Below are 17,234 nucleotides of genomic sequence, written 5' to 3' on the forward strand. Positions count from 1 at the left end.
GAGAAATGTATTTGAAGTCCCATGCCTTGGCCGTGGCCATTGGCAGTGTGTTGTGCGTGGCCGCCACCAGCCAGACCGCGCATGCGCAGCAGAACCCAGACCAGCCGGAAAACGCGCGCACGCTTGATGCCGTGCAGGTCACCGGTAGCCATATCAAGCGCGCCCAGTTGTCCGGCGTCGGCCCGGTGAGCGTCGTTGATGCCGAAGCCATCGAGCGTTCCGGCGCCACCTCGGTGGAAACGCTGCTGCAGCGCCTGCCGGCATCGGCCGGCTATGCCGGCAGCCAGAGCAACGCCTACTGGGCCGAGAACGGCTACGGCACCACCCAGGTCAACCTGCGTGGCCTCGGCGCGAACCGCACTCTGGTGCTGCTCAATGGCCGCCGCATCGTCAACGGTGGCACCGGCGCCAACAGCTCGGTCGATCTGAACGTGATTCCGGTATCGCTGATCGAACGCGTGGAAGTGTTGAAGGATGGCGCCTCGGCCATCTACGGCGCCGACGCGGTGGCCGGCGTGGTCAACATCATCACCAAGCAGGGTTTTGACGGCGCCGAAGTAGCGGTGCGCTACGGCCAGACCGCCGAAGGTGATGGCGAGGAAACGTCGGTCGATTTCACCTGGGGCATCACCGGCGAGCGCGGTTCGCTGATGACGGCGATCAATTACTACGATGGCGGTTCGGTGAACATGGCCACGCGTGCGCCGTGCGGCCTGGTCGAGTCGGACGGCAAGCTGGTGTGTTCGGGCAGCTCCACCACCGTGGGTGGCCGCGCATTGCTGGCCGATGGCAGCCGCGTCAACTTCAACCAGGTGCTGGGCGGCAACGGCGACTTCTACGAACCGTATTCGGCGGCCAAGCACAACTACAACGGCAACCACACGCTCAACGCGGTCAACCCGATTGAACGCCTGAGTTTCAGCGTGTTCGGCGACAGCCAGATCAACGACACCACCACCGCGTTCGTCGAGATGATGTACACCAACCGCCAGTCCAAGCAGTTGGCGACGGCCGGTGCGTTGGGCGTGTACCGGCCCATCAACATCGCCGCCGATCATCCGACCAACCCGACCGGGCAGGATCTGCTGCTGCAGCGTCGGCGTCTGGAAGAAGCCGGCCCGCGTCACTTCTTCCAGGAAACCGATACCTGGCGCGTCGTCGCTGGCCTGAAGGGGCAGCTCGGCACCAGCTGGGACTGGTCGGCGGCGTTCAACTGGGGGCGCAACACCGGCGTGGACGGCTCGGACAAGGTTGCCAACCTCGACCGTGTGGAACAAACGCTTGATCGCAGCATCTGCAGCCCGCTGCCGGGTGCGGCGATTCCGTGCGGTGACTACCTGGGTTATGGCGACCTGAGCCAGCAGGTGCTGGACTACATCCTGTTCAACTCGCGCGACACGGGCGGCAACGAGCAGAAGAGCTTCACCGCCAATCTCAGTGGCCAGATCTTCGAGCTGCCGGCGGGCTGGGTGGGCTTTGCGGCCGGTGTGGAAGTGCGCAAGGAACGCGGCTGGCGTGATCCGGATCCGCTCACCGTGCTGGGCATCGGCAACACCAACCAGCAGGATCCCATCCACGGTGAATACACCGCCAAGGAGGTATTCGCCGAGCTGGCGATCCCGCTGCTGCAGGACAGCGTCATTGCCGATTCGCTGTACCTCAACCTGGCCGGGCGGGCGTCGGACTACGATCTGTTCGGGCGCGATTACAACTACAAGGCAGGCCTGGACTGGCAGGTCAACGAGTCGTTGAAACTGCGCAGCACCTACGCCACCGCATTCCGTATCCCCAATATTCCGGAACTGTTTGGCGGTGTGGCCGAAGGCAACCTGACCACCACCGACCCGTGCAGCAACTGGAGCAGCCTGCCGGCCGGTTCGGTGGTGCGTGGCAACTGCCAGGCCTATGGCGTGCCGGCTGGGTATGTGCAGCCGGGCAACAGCATCCTCACCACCTCCGGTGGCAATGCGGATCTGAAGCCGGAGGACGCCACCTCGTTCACCGCAGGCGTGGTGTGGACACCGGCGTTCGCTTCCGGCCTGACGCTGACGCTGGACTACTACAACATCCGCATCAAGAACGCGATCCAGCGCATTGCCGGGTCGACCAAGCTTGCGATCTGCTACAACACGCCGGGCTTGGCCCACCCATTCTGTGATGCCAGCAATTTCACCCGCAACCCGCGTACCGGTGAAGTCGACTACCTGTCCTCGCAGCCGGTGAATGCGGCCAACGAGCGGGTCAGTGGCGTTGATCTCGGCGCGCTGTATGAGTTCCAGATGGCCGGATTCGACGCCAGCGTCAGCGCCGATGTGTCTTACCTGCAGCGCTATGACGTGCGCCCGTACGCAGGGGCCGAGGTGATCGAATACGCGGGCAAGATCACCGGCGGTCGAGGCAGCTATGCCAAGTGGCGTGGCCTGGTGGCACTGAATGCGGCACGCGACAAGTGGTCTGGCACCTGGTCCACCCAGTACATCGGCCGGACTGATGACATCAACGCCACGCGCGGTGATATCGGTGACCATGCGCCGTCGGTGTTCTATCACAACCTGCAGCTCAAGTACGCCGTGAGCAAGGCGTTGGATGTTTCGCTTGGCCTGGACAACGTCTTCAACAAGAAGCCGCCCTTCATCCAGAGCTATACCGATGCCAACACCGACACCATGACGTATGACCTGCTGGGTCGCCGCTGGTACGCACGCATCGGCTATCGCTGGTGATCGCAGGCGCCCCGTCGTGCAAACGGCGGGGCGCATCGCAGACTGAGGATGATGTAGATGAAACCCGCTTTCTGGGCGCGTCGCGCCCACAAATGGATCGGCCTGATCATCGGCGTGCAGGCGCTGTTGTGGATGCTCAGTGGTGTGTACATGACCGTGGTGCCGCTGGACGTGATCCATGGCGACCACCTGGCACATGTGCACGGTGATCCGCTGCCACCACAGGCTGCGCGCGTGGGCGCCGACGTGCTGGTCGAACGCTACCCGCAGCTGCAATCGTTCCGGCTCAAGCATGTGCTGGAACGCGAGGTGTATGAAGTGCGGCAGGACGGTGGCAAGTTCCTCGTCGATGCGGCCAGTGGCGAGCGCATGCCGCAGCTGGACCGTGATGCGGCCATCGCATTGGCGCGTTCGCTGTACCAGGGAAAGGGCGAGGTTACCCGGGTGGAGTGGATCACCCGCGCACCGTCGGAAGTGAAGACCCGCCCGGTGCCGATGTGGGCCGTGCATTTTGCCGACAGTGGCGACACGGCGTTGTACCTGTCGCCTGACAGCGGCGAGCTGCTCGCGCGTCGCCACAGCCTGTGGCGCTGGTTTGATTTCCTGTGGATGTTCCACATCATGGATTACGAGAACCGCAGCGACGTCAACAACACCTTGTTGCGCGTGGCATCGGTGGTTGGCCTGGGCTTCGCGCTGAGCGGCATCTGGCTGTTGTTCTACAGCTTCGGCAAGCGGAGGCCGGCATGACGCCCTGGATGCGAACCCTGCACAAATGGGTGGGCCTGCTGATTGGCCTGCAGTTCGTCGTGTGGCTGGGCAGTGGCTTGATGATGAGTCTGCTGGACCCCGACAAGATCGAAGGCAATGCACAGCGTGCAGCGAAGATGGACGTGCCCGCTTGGCCGGCTGATACCGTGTCGCCTGCCCAGGCATTGCGGGCAGCCAAACATCCGGCGGCGACACTGGACAGCGGCTGGCTGCTGCAACAGCCGGTGTATCGCCTGCAGTCGCCGGAGGGCACCGAGGTCATCGATGCACGAAACGGGCGGCGCATCGATGTCGACGCCGCATTGGCGCTGCGTGTGGCACAGGCCGCATATCGTGGCGATGGCGTGCCTGCGACCCCGCAATACCTGGAGAAGACGCTGGAAACGCGTGCCAATCCAGACCCGGTCTGGCGCGTGGATTTCGGCGATGCGCAGGACAGCACGATCTATGTGTCCGCGCACAGCGGCCAGGTGATGGAGCACCGCAACGCGACGTGGCGGTTGTTCGACATCTTCTGGATGTTGCACATCATGGATTACAGCGAGCGGGTGAACTTCAACAAGCCGCTGGTGGTGGGCATGGGCATCGGTGGCCTGTGGCTGGCGCTGACCGGCTTCTGGTTGCTGGTGACCAGCTTCCATCTGCAGGAATTCATCCCACGCCGCTGGCGCAGGCAGCGTCAGTTGATGGTGTTCGCTCCCGGTGGCGCACACCTGCGTACGGTGACGGCCGCCAACGGCGACAGCGTGTATGTGGCGCTGGCACGCGAGGGCGTGAACCTGCCGTCCAACTGCGGCGGTGGTCAGAGTTGCGGTCTGTGTGAAGTACGTGTGCGCGGTGGTGCAGGCAAAGCAACCGCAGCGGATCGTTCGCATCTGGCCGATGCAAAGTTGAAGGTTGGCTGTCGCCTGGCCTGCAACCTGCCGGTGGATGAGGACCTGGAAATCGAAGTGGCCGGTGGTGCCAGTCTGTGGACCGAGCATTGGGCCACGGTGGTGAAGGTTGAAGCGGTGACACCGTTCCTGCGCGAGATTCATCTGCAGCCCGAGCATGCGGCCGATGCCCAGTTCCAGCCGGGCTGTTATCTGCAGCTGCATGTCCCCGAGTACGCGCTGCCGCGCAGTGCGCTGTGGCATCCGGACGATCATCGTGACGACTGGACGCCACTGCCGTTGCCGGCGACTCTGCAGAACAAGGTGGCCGTGCGCCGTTCGTACTCGCTGGCGATGCCGGTCAGCGCCGCCGCAGGGCAGCTGGTGTTGCTGGCGCGTTTCAGCCCGGGCTGGCAGGAGAGCAGACGGCATCCGCCCGGCAAGGGTTCAACCTATCTGTACACCCTGCGCGAAGGTGACCGGGTGCGTTACAGCGGGCCCTTCGGTGACTTTGCCCTGAGCGGTGTCGAGCGCGAAAAAATCTTCATCGGCGCCGGTGCCGGCATGGCACCGTTGCGGGCGATGATCCAGCAGCGTCTGGAAGAGGGTGGGGGCGAACGCATCCATTACTGGTATGGCGCTCGCAACGCGCGTGATTGTCCGTATGCAGCGCAGATGCAGGCGCTGGCGGAACAGCATTCCAACTTCAGCTGGCATCCGGTGTGGTCGGGCGATACCGAAGGTGGTTCAGCACGGCGTGTGCATGACGCGATACATGAGGATCTGTTGCGACAGCATCCGGACCTGGCCGGTTGTGAGTTCTACCTGTGCGGCCCGCCGGCGATGTTGGCGGCGACGCGACAGTTGCTGCGCACGCTGGGCGTGGAGGAGTCGAGGATTGCTTACGACGACTTCAAGATCTGAAGTGGGCGAGCTGCTGCGTCACACCTTTCTCAGTGGACGGGGAAAGGTGTGCGCAGGGGCTGAGGGCCTTTTGCTGATTGCTTGATACGCGCAGCCCTTGTCCCTTCTCCCGCGTGCGGGAGAAGGGGCCCACAGGGGAGGGATGAGGGGAAGCTTCTGCTTTGCATGTTTGAAAGCAGCCCTCACCCCAACCCCCGCTTCGCGCCCCGGCCCTCGCGCTGGCGCGAAGGGCGCTCAACGGGCTGCGAACCCGTGGTTCGCAAGCAAGCCCGCATCGCCCCGCACACGGGAGAGGGGCTCAGATCGCTCATTGCATGTGGCTCCGTCCCTTCTCCCGCGTGCGGGAGAAGGTGCCCCAAAGGGGCGGATGAGGGGAGGCCTTTGCTCTGCATGTTTCGAAAGCAGCCCTCGCCGCAACTCCCGCATCGCCCCACGTGCGGGAGAGCGGCGAGATCGCTGTGTGCGTGCGGCGTTCTCCCCTCTGCCGCGTATGGCAGAGGGGACTGCATCTCAACTCACTCGTGCTTCGAGAACTCGCTCAAGCTGCCGTCTTCGCCAAGCAGCGAAACGGTGAACGGTCGGCTGAAGCCATCCGGTGATTCCATGCCCGGTGAACCGATCGGCATGCCCGGCAGCACCAGGCCCCGTGCCTTCGGGCGCTCGGCCAACAGCTTCTGGATCGCTGAAACCGGCACGTGGCCTTCCACCACATAGCCATCGATCTCCGCGGTGTGGCAGGACATCATGTTGTCGCTGATCTGCAGCCGTTCCTTCACCGCGCCCATGTCGGTGGTGTCGTTGATCTGCACCGGGAAACCGGCCGCCTGCATATGCTCGGCCCAGCCGCCGCAGCAGCCGCAGTTTGGGTCCTTGAATACCTTCACCAGCGGCAGCGCCTGCTTTGCCGCCGCTGCAGCGACCTCGGCCACGGCGGCGGTGGTCGTATTGGCGGTGGCAGCCACCACGGACGTGGCAGGTGTGGCGTTGCAGGCGCTGATCAGCAGCGTGCTGCCTGCCAGTGCCAAACCGTAGAACGATATCTTCGATGGAATCTTCATGGTGTTTGTTTCCTTGCAGAGTGTCGCGCCGGGTTCGCCACGGCGCGACGGGTAGGTCAGAGCATGGACAGACCGCGCTTGAACTCGTTGAGATCAAGCTTGCCGTCGCCGTTGGTATCACTCATGTCGAAGTGCGGCAGCAATGCATGCTTGGCCGGCAGTTCCTGACGGGTGACGAAGCCATCGTTGTTGGCGTCGAAACGCTTGAATGTCGCTTCGCTGTCGGTAGCGGCGGGTTTGGCCGCATGTGCGCTGTGGTCATGTGCGCCATGGCCGGCGTGCTGGGCGTTGGCCAGTGCGACCGGGACAAAAGCAGCCGTTACGCTGAGCAGCAGGGTGTGCAGAATCTTCATGTAGTTCTCCGTATTCGAAAGAGTAGGGGCGGCACGCCGGTTGGCGTGCCGCCGCGCAGGATCAGAACCAGAAACGCAGGCCGGCCACCCAGCGTGAATCGCTCACGCCTTCCCCGGCATCGCGGTGCAGGTCGGCGGTGCGGCCGAACTTGCGTTCGTGCAGGAAACCGACATATGGCGCGAAGCGTCGGGTGATTTCGTAGCGCAGGCGCAGGCCGGTTTCGACATGCCCCAGGCCGCTGCCCACGCCACGCCGCGGATCGTCGTCGGCAGCGATGCTGGCCTCGATCACCGGCTGCAGGATCAAGCGGTTGGTCAACAGCACGTCGTACTCGACTTCGAATGCCAGCTCGGCTTTGCGCGCACCACCGAAATAGGCCATGGCCGAGACCTCGAACTTGTACGGCGACATGCCCTGGAAGCCGATGGCCGCGCGGGTGAGGTCGGGCGTTTCGCGGCTGTTGTCATGTCGCACGCCGCCGACAACATCCCACCACGGGGTGATCGAACGCCCGTACAGCGCGTCCACCGACCAGTCGCCGAGTTTGCTGTCGCTGCGGCTGCCTTCGCTGCGCACCCACAGTCGGTCGATGTCGTTGCCGAACCAGGCGTCGATACCCCAGGCCTGGCCACTACCGTGATCGTTGTTCCAGCCCTCCAGGTGGTCGAATACCACCAGGCTGTTGAACGATGGTGCGTGCTCCATCGCATGCGGCTTCAACACAGGGAATGCGTTGGCGAAGTCTTCGGCGGTCGGTACCGGAATCGGCTCGAGCGGCGTGTCGCTGGCTGCCTTTGCAGGCATGGCATGGCCGGCGTGTGGATCAGCACCATGGGCACTGTGGTCCATGCCGGACATGTCGTGCCCCACGTGGGGATCATCTTTCGCAGGCCCGGGCTTTGCGTGACCGGCATGTGGATCAGCGCCCCCCTGGGCACTGTGACCCGTTGCCTTCATATCGTGGCCCGCGTGCGGGTCATCCTTCGCAGGTGCCGGCATTGCATGGCCTGCATGCGCGTCGTGCGTCCGTGCAGCGGGCTTTGCCTTGGGCATGACGTGGCCGGCATGCGGATCCACCGCAGGTTTGGCTGCTGCACCGTGGCCCGCATGCGGATCCTGTGCGAATGCGGTGCCGCTGGCAGCCAGCGCGATGAACAGCACGGTGTGGGAGATCGTCTTCATGCGTCGATCCTCACTTCGCGCATCATTCCCGCTTCCATGTGGTAGAGCAGGTGGCAATGGAAGGCCCAGCGGCCAAGTGCATCGGCACGAACACGATACGTGCGGCGTGTGCCTGGCGGCATGTCGATGGTGTGCTTGCGCAGCTGGAACTGGCCGTTGGCATCTTCCAGGTCGCTCCACACGCCGTGCAGATGGATCGGGTGCTGCATCATCGTGTCGTTGACCAGCACGATGCGCATGCGCTCGCCATAGTTCAGGCGGATCGGCTCGGCACCGCCAAAGGGAATGCCGTCGAAGTTCCAGGCGAACTTTTCCATATGCCCGGTCAGGTGCAGCTCGATCTCCCGGCCCGGCTCGCGTCCATCCGGATCGTCGAACAGCGAGCGCATCGCGCCATAGGTCAGTACGTTGCGGCCATTGCCACGCAGGCCGATGCCTGGATCGTCCAGCTTCGGCTCGGTGGCTGCGGTCTGCATGTCCACCAGCGGATTGCCGGTTTCGCTGGGTTTGTGCTTGGGTGACTTGTCGCCAGCCGCGGCACCATGGCCGGCATGTGCATCGTGGCCCATCGCCGCGCCGCAGCCACCTTCCATGCCCTTGCCCATGTTGGCACCGCAGCCCCCTTCCATTCCGGCGTGGCCGCCATGGCTGCCCATGTCGTGGCCCATGTCGCTCATGGTCAGCAGCGGGCGCGGATCGATGGCGGGAATCGGTGCCTGAAGGCCGTGCCGCACTGCCAGCGTGCCGCAGGCGTAACCGGTGCGGCCCATGTCCTGCGCGAACAGCGTGAACGCATCCTGGCCGGTCGGCTCGACGATCACGTCGAAGGTTTCGGCCGGGGCGATGCGGAACTCATCGATGCTGACCGGGTGGATGTACTGGCCATCGGCAGCGACCACGGTCATCTTCAAGCCGGGGATGCGCACGTCGAAGTACGTCATCGACGCGCCATTGATGAAGCGCAGCAGCACCTTTTCGCCACTGCGGAACAGCCCGGTCCAATTACCGGCCGGCGCGGTGCCGTTCATCAGGTACGTGTAGGTGTGGGCGTTGATGTCGGAGATGTCAGACGGCGTCATCCGCATCCGGCCCCACATGCCGCGGTCGGACAGCGTCTCGCGCAGGCCATCGTTGCGCGCATCACGCAGGAAATCACCCACCGTGCGCAGGTAAGTGTTGTCGTGCATCGGCATCTTCTTCATGCGCCGGTGCAGGGCATTTACGTCCATATCCGTCCAGTCCGAGAGCATGACGACATGCTCTCGGTCGAAGTGGTACGGCGGTGGCGCCAGCGGGTCGACGATCAGTGCCCCATACAGGCCGGCCTGCTCCTGGAACAACGAATGGCTGTGGTACCAGTAAGTACCGGACTGCTTGAGCTGGAAGCGGTACTGGTAGGCCTCGCCTGGTGCGATGCCGTTGAAGCTCATGCCCGGCACGCCGTCCATGTTGGCCGGCAGCAGGATGCCGTGCCAGTGGATGGAGGTGATCTCATCGGTGAGCGTGTTGGCCACGCGCAGGTTGACCAGATCGCCCTCGCGCAGCCGCAGGATCGGCGCCGGCAGCGAACCGTTGACGGTGATGGCGCCGCGCGTGCGGCCGGTGAAGTTGACCGACGAACGGCCAATGGCAAGGCTCAGTTCGGTGCCACGCAACTCGGTGGCCGGCACCGCCATGGCAGCGGTTGAGGCGAAGGCACTGGGAATGCGGCCCAGCCCGGCACCGGCAACGACACCGCCCAGGGCAAGGCCCTGCACGAAACGTCGTCGCGACAGCGCCGAGCGCGAATCGGAAAGAAAATCGGATGACATGTGGAACTCCCGGTCATGCGCGCGCGACACGTTATGTCACGGCATGTCCTGAACAGATCAAGGAAGCACCCTTGCAACGCAAAGGCGCAGGCATCTGAGCGGCGCGTGGGCGCGCCGCGGGAGGTCAGGCGATGGGAGGCCGGTTGAGCTGGCCAGGTGCCACATCATCGTGCGAAGGCACCGGTGGTATCGGCGCGAGCGCGTGGCGTGTCGTCCCCAGGCGGGTCATCGCCGTGGACGGCAGCATGTTGCAATGCTGTTTGCAGTCGCAGTGGTTGCCGTCGGCACAGCTGGAAGGTGCCTTGTCGGCGCTGTCCGCGTCGCACTGCATGCTGGTTGTTTCATGGCAGCAGTCGTGCGCGCTGTCGCCGGCTTCCATGGCCATGGTCTGCATCGGCATGGCCATCACCGTGGCAGACCACACCGACCCGATCGCACCGGCGATCAGGGACAGGCACAGCAGCAGGGGCAACAGAATGCGCGGCACAGAGTGGCGTCCATAAACAGGCCTGAACCATAGCATTCCCGGGTAGGGCAAGAACTGAACGAATTGTTGTTTTTTGGGATGGCTGGCGATGGAAGTCGGGTTACAACGGAGTGAAGCCACAACGGCACCCCTCCCCAACCTTCCCCGCACCCGCCAATATCCGCCCCAGCCAGTAGAATCCCCACCAGTCTTCATTGAAGTGGCGTTCCATGTCCCAGCGTGCATGGGTGGCGTCGGCCATCCGCAAGATCGAAGCCGATTTCAACCGTTCGGCCGACACCCACCTGATCCCGATGGACCTGCCGGGCTTTCCCGGCATCGAGCTGTACCTGAAGGACGAGTCCAGCCATCCGACCGGTAGCCTCAAGCATCGCCTGGCGCGTTCGTTGTTCCTGTACGCGCTGGCCAACGGCTGGCTGCGTGAGGGCCGTCCGGTGATCGAGGCGTCCAGCGGCTCCACCGCCGTGTCCGAAGCCTACTTCGCGCGCCTGCTTGGCCTGCCGTTCATCGCGGTGATCCCGGCCAGCACCTCGCCGGAGAAGATCGCCGCCATCGAATTCCACGGCGGTCGTTGCCATCTGGTGCAGCGCGCCTGCGATCTGAACTGCGAATCCGAACGGCTGGCGCGCGAAACCGGCGGCCATTTCATGGACCAGTTCACCTACGCCGAGCGCGCCACCGATTGGCGTGCCAACAACAACATCGCCGAATCCATCTTCAAGCAGATGGCCGAAGAACCGCACCCGGTGCCGGAATGGATCGTGTGCAGCCCCGGCACCGGCGGCACCGCCGCCACGCTGGGGCGCTACGTCAGCTACCGGCGCCACGACACGCTGATCCTGTGCGCGGACCCGGAAGTGTCGGTCTTCTACGATGGCTATTGCGCCGCGTTGGCCGGCGATGGCTGGCGCGAGATGACCTGCGAAGGCGGTTCGCGCGTGGAAGGCATCGGTCGCCCGCGCGTGGAGCGCAGCTTCATCCCGACCAGCGTCGATGCAATGGTCAAGGTGCCCGATGCACTGAGCCTGGCCGCGATGCGCCACGTCAGCGCCACGCTGGGTCGCCGCGTCGGTGGTTCCACCGGCACCAACTTCATCGGCGTGCTGTATGCCGCCCAGCAGATGCGTGATGCCGGCCGCAGCGGCTCCATCGTCACCATCCTGTGTGATGCCGGCGAACGCTACGCGCACAGTTACTACAACCCGGCCTGGTATGAACAGCAGGGCATCGACGTGGTCAATGCCGATGCCGTCATCGCCGCCGCCGTTGCCGGGCAGGGCACGCTGGAACTGCCTTGTGCGTGGCTGGAACCGTCGCCATATCAACAGTGATGCCGGCCAGGCCGGCGCTGTTTTTCAGGACAAACATGAACACCAATTCCCTGCTCGATTTCTCCGGCCTGCCGCGTTTTGATGAAATCCGTCCGGAACACGTGACCCCGGCCATCGATGCCCTGCTGGCCGAGGCCGAAGCCGCGGTGAAGGCGGCCGAGACAGTGACGCCGGTCAGCTGGGAAGCGTTCGTGACGCCGCTGGATGACGCTACCGAACGTCTCTATCGCGCCTGGGGCCAGGTTTCACATCTGCAGGCGGTGATGAACACGCCGGAGCTGCGCGAGGTCTACAACGCCAACCTGCCGAAGATCAGTCGCTTCGGTAGCGCGGTGGCGCAGAACCCGGCGCTGTACGCGCAGTACAAGGCGCTGGCGGCCGCGCCGGAAGCGGCCGGCTACGACGCGGCCCGCAGCAAGGTGCTGGACAACGCACTGCGCGATTTCCGCTTGGGCGGCGCCGAGTTGAACGAAGCCGACAAGGCCCGTTTCGCGCAGTTGCAGGAAGAACTGTCAGGGCTTCAGGCAAAGTTTTCGCAGAACGTGCTCGACGCCACTGACGCGTTCGCGTTGTACGTGGACAACGAAAGCGAACTGTCCGGGCTGCCGGTCGATGTCATCGCCAACGCCCGCGCCGCCGCGCAGAAGGACGGTCGCGAAGGCTGGAAGCTGACCCTGCAGATGCCGTGCTATCTGCCGGTGCTCACCTACGCCGACAACCGCGCATTGCGCGAACAGCTGTACCACGCCAGTGCGGTGCGTGCCTCCGAGTTCGGTGATGCCGCGCTGGACAACAGCGGCAACATCGATCGCATCCTGGCGGTGCGCGCCGAACTGGCCGCACTGCTCGGCTTCGCCAACTACGGCGAGTACTCCATCGCGACCAAGATGGCCAAGGATGCGCCGCAGGTGCTGGATTTCCTGCGCGACCTGGCCGCCCGTGCCAAGCCGTTCGCACAACGCGACCGCGCCGAGCTGGAAGCCTTCGCACGCGACGAACTGGGCCTGGAAGATCTGCAGGCGTGGGATCTGTCCTACGTCGGCGAGAAGCTCAAGCAGGCACGCTACAGCTACTCCGAGCAGGAGGTGAAGCAGTACTTCACCGAGCCGAAGGTGCTGGCGGGTTTGTTCGGCGTGATCGAGCGTCTGTACGGTTTGAAGGTGCAGCCCGACAGCGCGCCGGTCTGGCACGAAGACGTACGTTTCTATCGACTGGTGGACGCCGACGGTGCGCTGGTCGGCCAGTTCTACATGGACCTGTACGCACGCGAGGGCAAGCGCGGCGGTGCGTGGATGGACGATTGCCGCAACCGTCGCGACACCGCTGCCGGCGTGCAGACACCGCTGGTGTACCTGGTGTGCAACTTCGGCCGTGGCAGCGACGGCAAGCCGGCGACCTTCAGCCATGACGAAGTCACCACGATCTTCCACGAGATGGGCCATGGCCTGCACCAGCTGCTGACCCGCATCGGCGAGTTGGCGGTGGCAGGCATCAATGGTGTGGAATGGGATGCCGTGGAATTGCCAAGCCAGTTCATGGAGAACTTCTGCTGGGAGTGGGACCAGGTGCAGGAAATGACGGCGCATGTGAGCACCGGTGCGCCGTTGCCGCGTCCGTTGTTCGACAAGATGCTGGCGGCGAAGAATTACCAGAGCGGCATGTTCACCGTGCGTCAGTTGGAATTCGCCCTGTTCGACATGCTGCTGCACAGCCAGTACCAGCCGGAACAGGAAGGCGTGCTGCAACTGTTGGAGCGTGTGCGTGAGGAAGTGGCGGTGAACTTCCCGCCGGCCTGGAACCGCTTTCCGAACCAGTTCAGCCACATCTTCGCCGGCGGTTACGCGGCTGGTTATTACAGCTACAAGTGGGCCGAGGTGCTCAGTGCCGACGCCTATGCCGCCTTCGAGGAAGCACCGGACAAGCTGCAGGAGACCGGTGCGCGGTTCCGTGCGGAAGTGTTGTCGCGGGGCGGCAGTCGCAGCGCGGCTGAGAACTTCCGTGCGTTCCGTGGCCGTGATCCGCAGATCGACGCCTTGCTGCGTCACAGCGGCATGTCTGCCTGAATAAAGTCCGCGCCCGGGGCTGGTCAGCCGGGGTGTTGAGGATCAAGCTAGGGGACGATTTCCCCAGCCCTGATCACATGCCCCGGCTAATCACCCGCATAGCCGCCTGCGCGGCCATCATCGGTGCGGTTCTGTGGTTCCAACCGCGCATCAACGAACCCGCCGCGCAGGTCAGCAATGGCCTGAATCTTCGCAGCGCCCCCGACCAGCGCGCCGAGCGCCTGGCGGTGCTGCCTGTGGGCACCACGGTGGAAGTGCAGCGCTGCCTGGACGATCTGCAGTGGTGCAACGTGCGTGCCGGTGGCAAGAGCGGGTGGGTCGCGGCCGATTACCTCATCGCCAAGAGCGACGGCAAGCGCGTGCGCCTGGCCGATGCCGGCAAGGACATGGGCGTGGTGATCGAGACCGCGCGGCCGGGTGGTTGATCCCGGTTTTCGTAGGAGCGGTGTAAGCCGCGAAGCCGGAAATTCTGCAATTGCTGGGAATGCACGTGATCTGATGCGGCATCCGCTTCGTGGTTTACGCCGCTCCTGCATTGCATCCATCACGCATGCACAGATACAAAAACAGCCGCTTTCGCGGCTGTTCTTGATTGCATCAATCTCAACCAGGCATCACACCCGGCCGAAGATCAGCGTGGCATTGGTGCCGCCGAAGCCGAAGCTGTTGGACATCACCGTGTCCAGCTTGGCGTCCTGCGTCTGGCGCAGGATCGGGAAGCCTTCGGCACGCTCGTCCAGCGTTTCGATGTTGGCCGAGCCGGCCATGAAACCGTCGCGCATCATCAGCAGGCAGAAGATCGCCTCGTGCACGCTGGCCGCACCCAGTGAGTGGCCGGACAGTGCCTTGGTCGAGGACAGCGGCGGCACCGCGTCGCCGAACACTTCGCGCACCGCGCCCAGCTCGGTCACATCGCCCAGTGGCGTCGAGGTGCCGTGGGTGTTGAGGTAATCGATCGGGCGATCAACCGTGGCCATGGCCATCTTCATGCAGCGCACCGCGCCTTCACCGGACGGGGCGACCATGTCGGCGCCGTCGGAGGTGACGCCGTAGCCGACCAGTTCGGCATAGATCCTGGCGCCGCGCGCGATGGCGTGGTCGTAGTCTTCCAGCACCAGAATGCCGCCGCCGCCAGCAATGACGAAGCCGTCGCGCTTGGCGTCATACGGACGCGAGGCGGTGGCCGGGGTTTCATTGAAGCTGGTGGACAACGCGCCCATCGCATCGAACATCACGCTCATCGACCAATGCAGGTCTTCACCGCCGCCGGCGAACATCACGTCCTGTGCGCCGTGACGTATCAGGTCCGCCGCCGCGCCGATGCAATGTGCCGAGGTGGCGCACGCAGCCGACAGCGAGTAGCTCAGGCCCTTGATGCTGAACGCGGTGGCCAGGTTGGCCGACACGGTCGAGCACATCGTGCGCGGCACCATGTACGGGCCCACCTTGCGCACGCCACGGTTGCGCAGCAGGTCCGCCGCTTCCACCTGCCACTCGCTGGAGCCACCGCCGGAGCCGGCGATCAGGCCGGTACGCGGATTGCTGACCTGGGTTTCTTCCAGGCCGGCATCGGTGATCGCATCGCGCATGGCGATGTAGCTGTAGGCGGCCGCATCGCTCATGAAGCGCTTGAGCTTGCGGTCCACCTGCGCTTCGATGTCCAGCTGCACCGTGCCGGTGACCTGGCTGCGCAGGCCGGCTTCGGCATGGTCGGGGGCCGCGACGATGCCGGGACGGCTTTCGCGCAGGGCGCTGGAAACGGTATCCAGATCGTTGCCAAGGCAGGACGTGATGCCCATGCCGGTAATGACGACACGACGCATCAGAAGCTCTCGGTTGAAGTGAACAGACCCACGCGCAGGTCCTTGGCGGAGTAGATCTCACGGCCGTCGACCAGCATGCGGGCGTCGGTCTGCGCCATCACCAGCTTGCGGTTGATCACGCGCGAGACATCGATTTCGTATTGCACCAGCTTGGCGCTGGGCAGCACCTGGCCGGTAAACTTGACCTCACCGCAGCCCAGGGCGCGGCCACGGCCTTCGGCACCCAGCCAGGTCAGGTAGAAGCCGGTGAGCTGCCACATCGCGTCCAGGCCCAGGCAGCCGGGCATCACCGGGTCGCCGATGAAGTGGCAGCCGAAGAACCACAGGTCCGGTTTGATGTCGAGTTCGGCCCGGATCAGGCCCTTGCCATGCGCGCCACCTTCCTCGCGGATGTCGGTGATGCGGTCGAACATCAGCATCGGGTCGTTGGGCAGGCGGCCCTTGTTGGGGCCGAAGAGTTCGCCACGCGCGCTGGCCAGCAGCTGGTCGCGGGAGAACGAGTGCAGACGGGTCATCCGGGGGTAATCCAAAGCCAGGAACGAGCCGCCGAGCATGCGTCAGCACCTGCGTTCAATCAAATGTTTTCACTGGACGGCGGCGTATGTTCGACGCAGTTCGCTGCCGTTCGGCGGCTTTTATCGACGATATTGAATTGCACAATTGTGAGGACAAGTGTGCATTTAGCGACAACAGCTATCATGTTGGCGACCGTTTCGGACTGTTGTCGTGGCCCAGCTTCGCAAGATCATCCATGTCGACATGGACGCCTTCTACGCGTCCGTGGAGCAGCGCGATGACCCCCAATTGCGCGGAAAGCCGGTGGTGGTGGCCTGGAAGGGAGCCCGCTCGGTGGTCTGTGCCGCGTCCTATGAAGCGCGCACCTTTGGTGTGCGCTCGGCGATGCCGGCGCTGCGGGCCGAGCGGCTGTGCCCGGACGCGATCTTCGTGCCGCCGGACTTCGCCCGCTACAAGGCGGTCTCGCGGCAGATCCGCGAGATATTCCTGCAGCACACCCCGCTGGTGGAGCCACTGTCGCTGGACGAGGCCTACCTGGACGTGACCGATTCACCGACCTGCGATGGCATCGCCACCGAAATCGCCCGCACCATCCGCGCGCAGATCCGCGAAGTCACCGGGCTTACCGCCTCGGCCGGCATCGCTCCCAACAAGTTCCTGGCCAAGGTTGCCTCCGATTGGCGCAAGCCCGATGGCCAGTTCGTGGTGCCGCCGTCGAAGGTGGAGCAGTTCCTGACGCCGTTGCCGGTCGGCCGCATACCGGGCGTGGGCAAGGTGATGGCCGGAAAGTTGTCGGCGCTGAGCATCGCGACCGTCGGCGACCTGCGTGCGCTGCCGCTGGAGCAGCTGGAAGCGCTGTTCGGCAGCTTCGGTGGCAGCCTTTACCGTCGCGCGCGTGGCATTGATGAGCGACCGGTGGAGCCGGATCAGCCGGTGCAGTCGATCTCCTCGGAAGACACCTTTGCCGAGGATCTGCCGCTGGGTGCGTTCGATGAAATGATCACACAGTTGGCGGAGCGGACCTGGCGTGCAGCCGGCCGCACCGAGCGGGTCGGGCACACGGTGGTGCTCAAGCTCAAGACCGCGCAGTTCCGCATCCTCACCCGCAGCTTCACGCCGGACGCGGCGCCGTCATCGGTGGAAGAACTGCGCGATATCGCCCTGGCGCTGTGCCAGCGCGTGCAACTGCCGGCGGAGACCTTGTATCGCCTGGTGGGCGTGGGCTTGTCGGGGTTTCGCGATCGTGAGGATGTGATGGTGCAGGGGGATCTGTTCCGGGATGTGCAGCGCGATGACTGGCTGCCCGGTGTTTGAAGCCC

The 17,234-nt window shown here is 64.4% G+C and carries 13 protein-coding genes and 2 pseudogenes; 8 read left to right on the forward strand and 7 right to left on the reverse strand.

What is annotated here, in order from left to right; genetic code table 11:
• The first annotated feature begins 5 nt into the window (after positions 1–5).
• The 4 genes and pseudogenes from ABB26_RS00785 to ABB26_RS19640 all read left to right on the forward strand — a co-directional run.
• Entirely contained in the window at positions 6–2,723 is a 2,718-nt protein-coding gene (locus ABB26_RS00785) for a TonB-dependent receptor (RefSeq protein WP_057631673.1), read from the forward strand.
• A gap of 57 nt (positions 2,724–2,780) precedes the next feature.
• On the forward strand, positions 2,781–3,473 hold the full coding sequence (locus ABB26_RS19505; protein WP_057631674.1) for a PepSY domain-containing protein: 693 nt from the start codon (positions 2,781–2,783) through the stop codon (positions 3,471–3,473).
• A 707-nt stretch (positions 3,474–4,180) separates the two neighbouring features.
• Positions 4,181–4,411, forward strand: a pseudogene (locus ABB26_RS19635) (2Fe-2S iron-sulfur cluster-binding protein); the annotation flags it as partial.
• 510 nt (positions 4,412–4,921) lie between these two features.
• A pseudogene (locus ABB26_RS19640) lies at positions 4,922–5,290 on the forward strand (hypothetical protein); the annotation flags it as partial.
• A gap of 515 nt (positions 5,291–5,805) precedes the next feature.
• On the opposite strand, the gene ABB26_RS00800 reads toward ABB26_RS19640, so the two are convergent.
• The 5 genes from ABB26_RS00800 to ABB26_RS19105 all read right to left on the reverse strand — a co-directional run bounded on the left by ABB26_RS00800 (position 5,806) and on the right by ABB26_RS19105 (position 10,167).
• Positions 5,806–6,348, reverse strand: coding sequence for a DUF411 domain-containing protein (locus tag ABB26_RS00800; RefSeq protein ID WP_211261929.1), 543 nt, complete (start codon positions 6,346–6,348; stop codon positions 5,806–5,808).
• A 56-nt stretch (positions 6,349–6,404) separates the two neighbouring features.
• On the reverse strand, positions 6,405–6,701 hold the full coding sequence (locus ABB26_RS00805) for an EF-hand domain-containing protein (protein ID WP_057631676.1): 297 nt from the start codon (positions 6,699–6,701) through the stop codon (positions 6,405–6,407).
• Between the two features lie 61 nt (positions 6,702–6,762).
• Positions 6,763–7,884 (reverse strand): copper resistance protein B, encoded by a 1,122-nt coding sequence (locus ABB26_RS00810; RefSeq protein ID WP_057631677.1) that lies wholly within the window; start codon positions 7,882–7,884, stop codon positions 6,763–6,765.
• Positions 7,881–9,695 carry a copper resistance system multicopper oxidase gene (locus tag ABB26_RS00815; RefSeq protein ID WP_057631774.1) on the reverse strand — a complete coding sequence of 605 codons (1,815 nt, stop codon included), beginning with the start codon at positions 9,693–9,695 and terminating at the stop codon, positions 7,881–7,883. The genes ABB26_RS00810 and ABB26_RS00815 overlap by 4 nt, the downstream gene beginning before the upstream one ends.
• Positions 9,696–9,819: 124 nt before the next feature.
• The gene (locus ABB26_RS19105; protein WP_161808996.1) at positions 9,820–10,167 is read right to left on the reverse strand and encodes a CopL family metal-binding regulatory protein; all 348 of its coding nucleotides are present in this window, start codon (positions 10,165–10,167) and stop codon (positions 9,820–9,822) included.
• A gap of 224 nt (positions 10,168–10,391) precedes the next feature.
• On the opposite strand from ABB26_RS19105, the gene ABB26_RS00825 reads away from it, so the two are divergent.
• From ABB26_RS00825 to ABB26_RS00835, 3 genes are all read left to right on the forward strand, one after another.
• The gene (locus ABB26_RS00825) at positions 10,392–11,513 is read left to right on the forward strand and encodes a PLP-dependent cysteine synthase family protein (RefSeq protein WP_057631679.1); all 1,122 of its coding nucleotides are present in this window, start codon (positions 10,392–10,394) and stop codon (positions 11,511–11,513) included.
• Positions 11,514–11,548: 35 nt separating this feature from the next.
• Positions 11,549–13,576, forward strand: coding sequence for a M3 family metallopeptidase (locus tag ABB26_RS00830; RefSeq protein ID WP_057631680.1), 2,028 nt, complete (start codon positions 11,549–11,551; stop codon positions 13,574–13,576).
• 77 nt (positions 13,577–13,653) lie between these two features.
• Positions 13,654–14,001 (forward strand): SH3 domain-containing protein, encoded by a 348-nt coding sequence (locus tag ABB26_RS00835; protein WP_057631681.1) that lies wholly within the window; start codon positions 13,654–13,656, stop codon positions 13,999–14,001.
• 189 nt (positions 14,002–14,190) lie between these two features.
• Here ABB26_RS00835 and fabB read toward each other — a convergent pair whose 3' ends face one another.
• Together fabB and fabA are read right to left on the reverse strand one after the other, a co-directional pair.
• Complete coding sequence (fabB, locus tag ABB26_RS00840; RefSeq protein ID WP_057631682.1) at positions 14,191–15,399, reverse strand: beta-ketoacyl-ACP synthase I; 1,209 nt, start codon at positions 15,397–15,399, stop codon at positions 14,191–14,193.
• Positions 15,399–15,914, reverse strand: coding sequence for a 3-hydroxyacyl-[acyl-carrier-protein] dehydratase FabA (gene fabA, locus ABB26_RS00845; RefSeq protein ID WP_057631775.1), 516 nt, complete (start codon positions 15,912–15,914; stop codon positions 15,399–15,401). Before fabA ends, fabB begins: the two co-directional genes overlap by 1 nt.
• A 211-nt stretch (positions 15,915–16,125) precedes the next feature.
• On the opposite strand from fabA, the gene dinB reads away from it, so the two are divergent.
• On the forward strand, positions 16,126–17,229 hold the full coding sequence (gene dinB / locus ABB26_RS00850; RefSeq protein ID WP_057631683.1) for a DNA polymerase IV: 1,104 nt from the start codon (positions 16,126–16,128) through the stop codon (positions 17,227–17,229).
• Positions 17,230–17,234 lie beyond the last annotated feature (5 nt).

Origin of the sequence: Stenotrophomonas humi (assembly GCF_001431415.1) — a bacterium.
Classification (GTDB): domain Bacteria; phylum Pseudomonadota; class Gammaproteobacteria; order Xanthomonadales; family Xanthomonadaceae; genus Stenotrophomonas; species Stenotrophomonas humi.

Excerpts from the sequence above, each read along its gene's own strand:
- ABB26_RS00785 (WP_057631673.1), top strand. The coding sequence starts at position 6 with ATGTATTTGAAGTCCCATGCCTTGGCCGTGGCCATTGGCAGTGTGTTG.
- ABB26_RS19505 (WP_057631674.1), top strand. The coding sequence starts at position 2,781 with ATGAAACCCGCTTTCTGGGCGCGTCGCGCCCACAAATGGATCGGCCTG.
- ABB26_RS00800 (WP_211261929.1), bottom strand. The coding sequence starts at position 6,348 with ATGAAGATTCCATCGAAGATATCGTTCTACGGTTTGGCACTGGCAGGC.
- ABB26_RS00805 (WP_057631676.1), bottom strand. The coding sequence starts at position 6,701 with ATGAAGATTCTGCACACCCTGCTGCTCAGCGTAACGGCTGCTTTTGTC.
- ABB26_RS00810 (WP_057631677.1), bottom strand. The coding sequence starts at position 7,884 with ATGAAGACGATCTCCCACACCGTGCTGTTCATCGCGCTGGCTGCCAGC.
- ABB26_RS00815 (WP_057631774.1), bottom strand. The coding sequence starts at position 9,695 with ATGTCATCCGATTTTCTTTCCGATTCGCGCTCGGCGCTGTCGCGACGA.
- ABB26_RS00825 (WP_057631679.1), top strand. The coding sequence starts at position 10,392 with ATGTCCCAGCGTGCATGGGTGGCGTCGGCCATCCGCAAGATCGAAGCC.
- ABB26_RS00830 (WP_057631680.1), top strand. The coding sequence starts at position 11,549 with ATGAACACCAATTCCCTGCTCGATTTCTCCGGCCTGCCGCGTTTTGAT.
- ABB26_RS00835 (WP_057631681.1), top strand. The coding sequence starts at position 13,654 with ATGCCCCGGCTAATCACCCGCATAGCCGCCTGCGCGGCCATCATCGGT.
- fabB (WP_057631682.1), bottom strand. The coding sequence starts at position 15,399 with ATGCGTCGTGTCGTCATTACCGGCATGGGCATCACGTCCTGCCTTGGC.
- fabA (WP_057631775.1), bottom strand. The coding sequence starts at position 15,914 with ATGACCCGTCTGCACTCGTTCTCCCGCGACCAGCTGCTGGCCAGCGCG.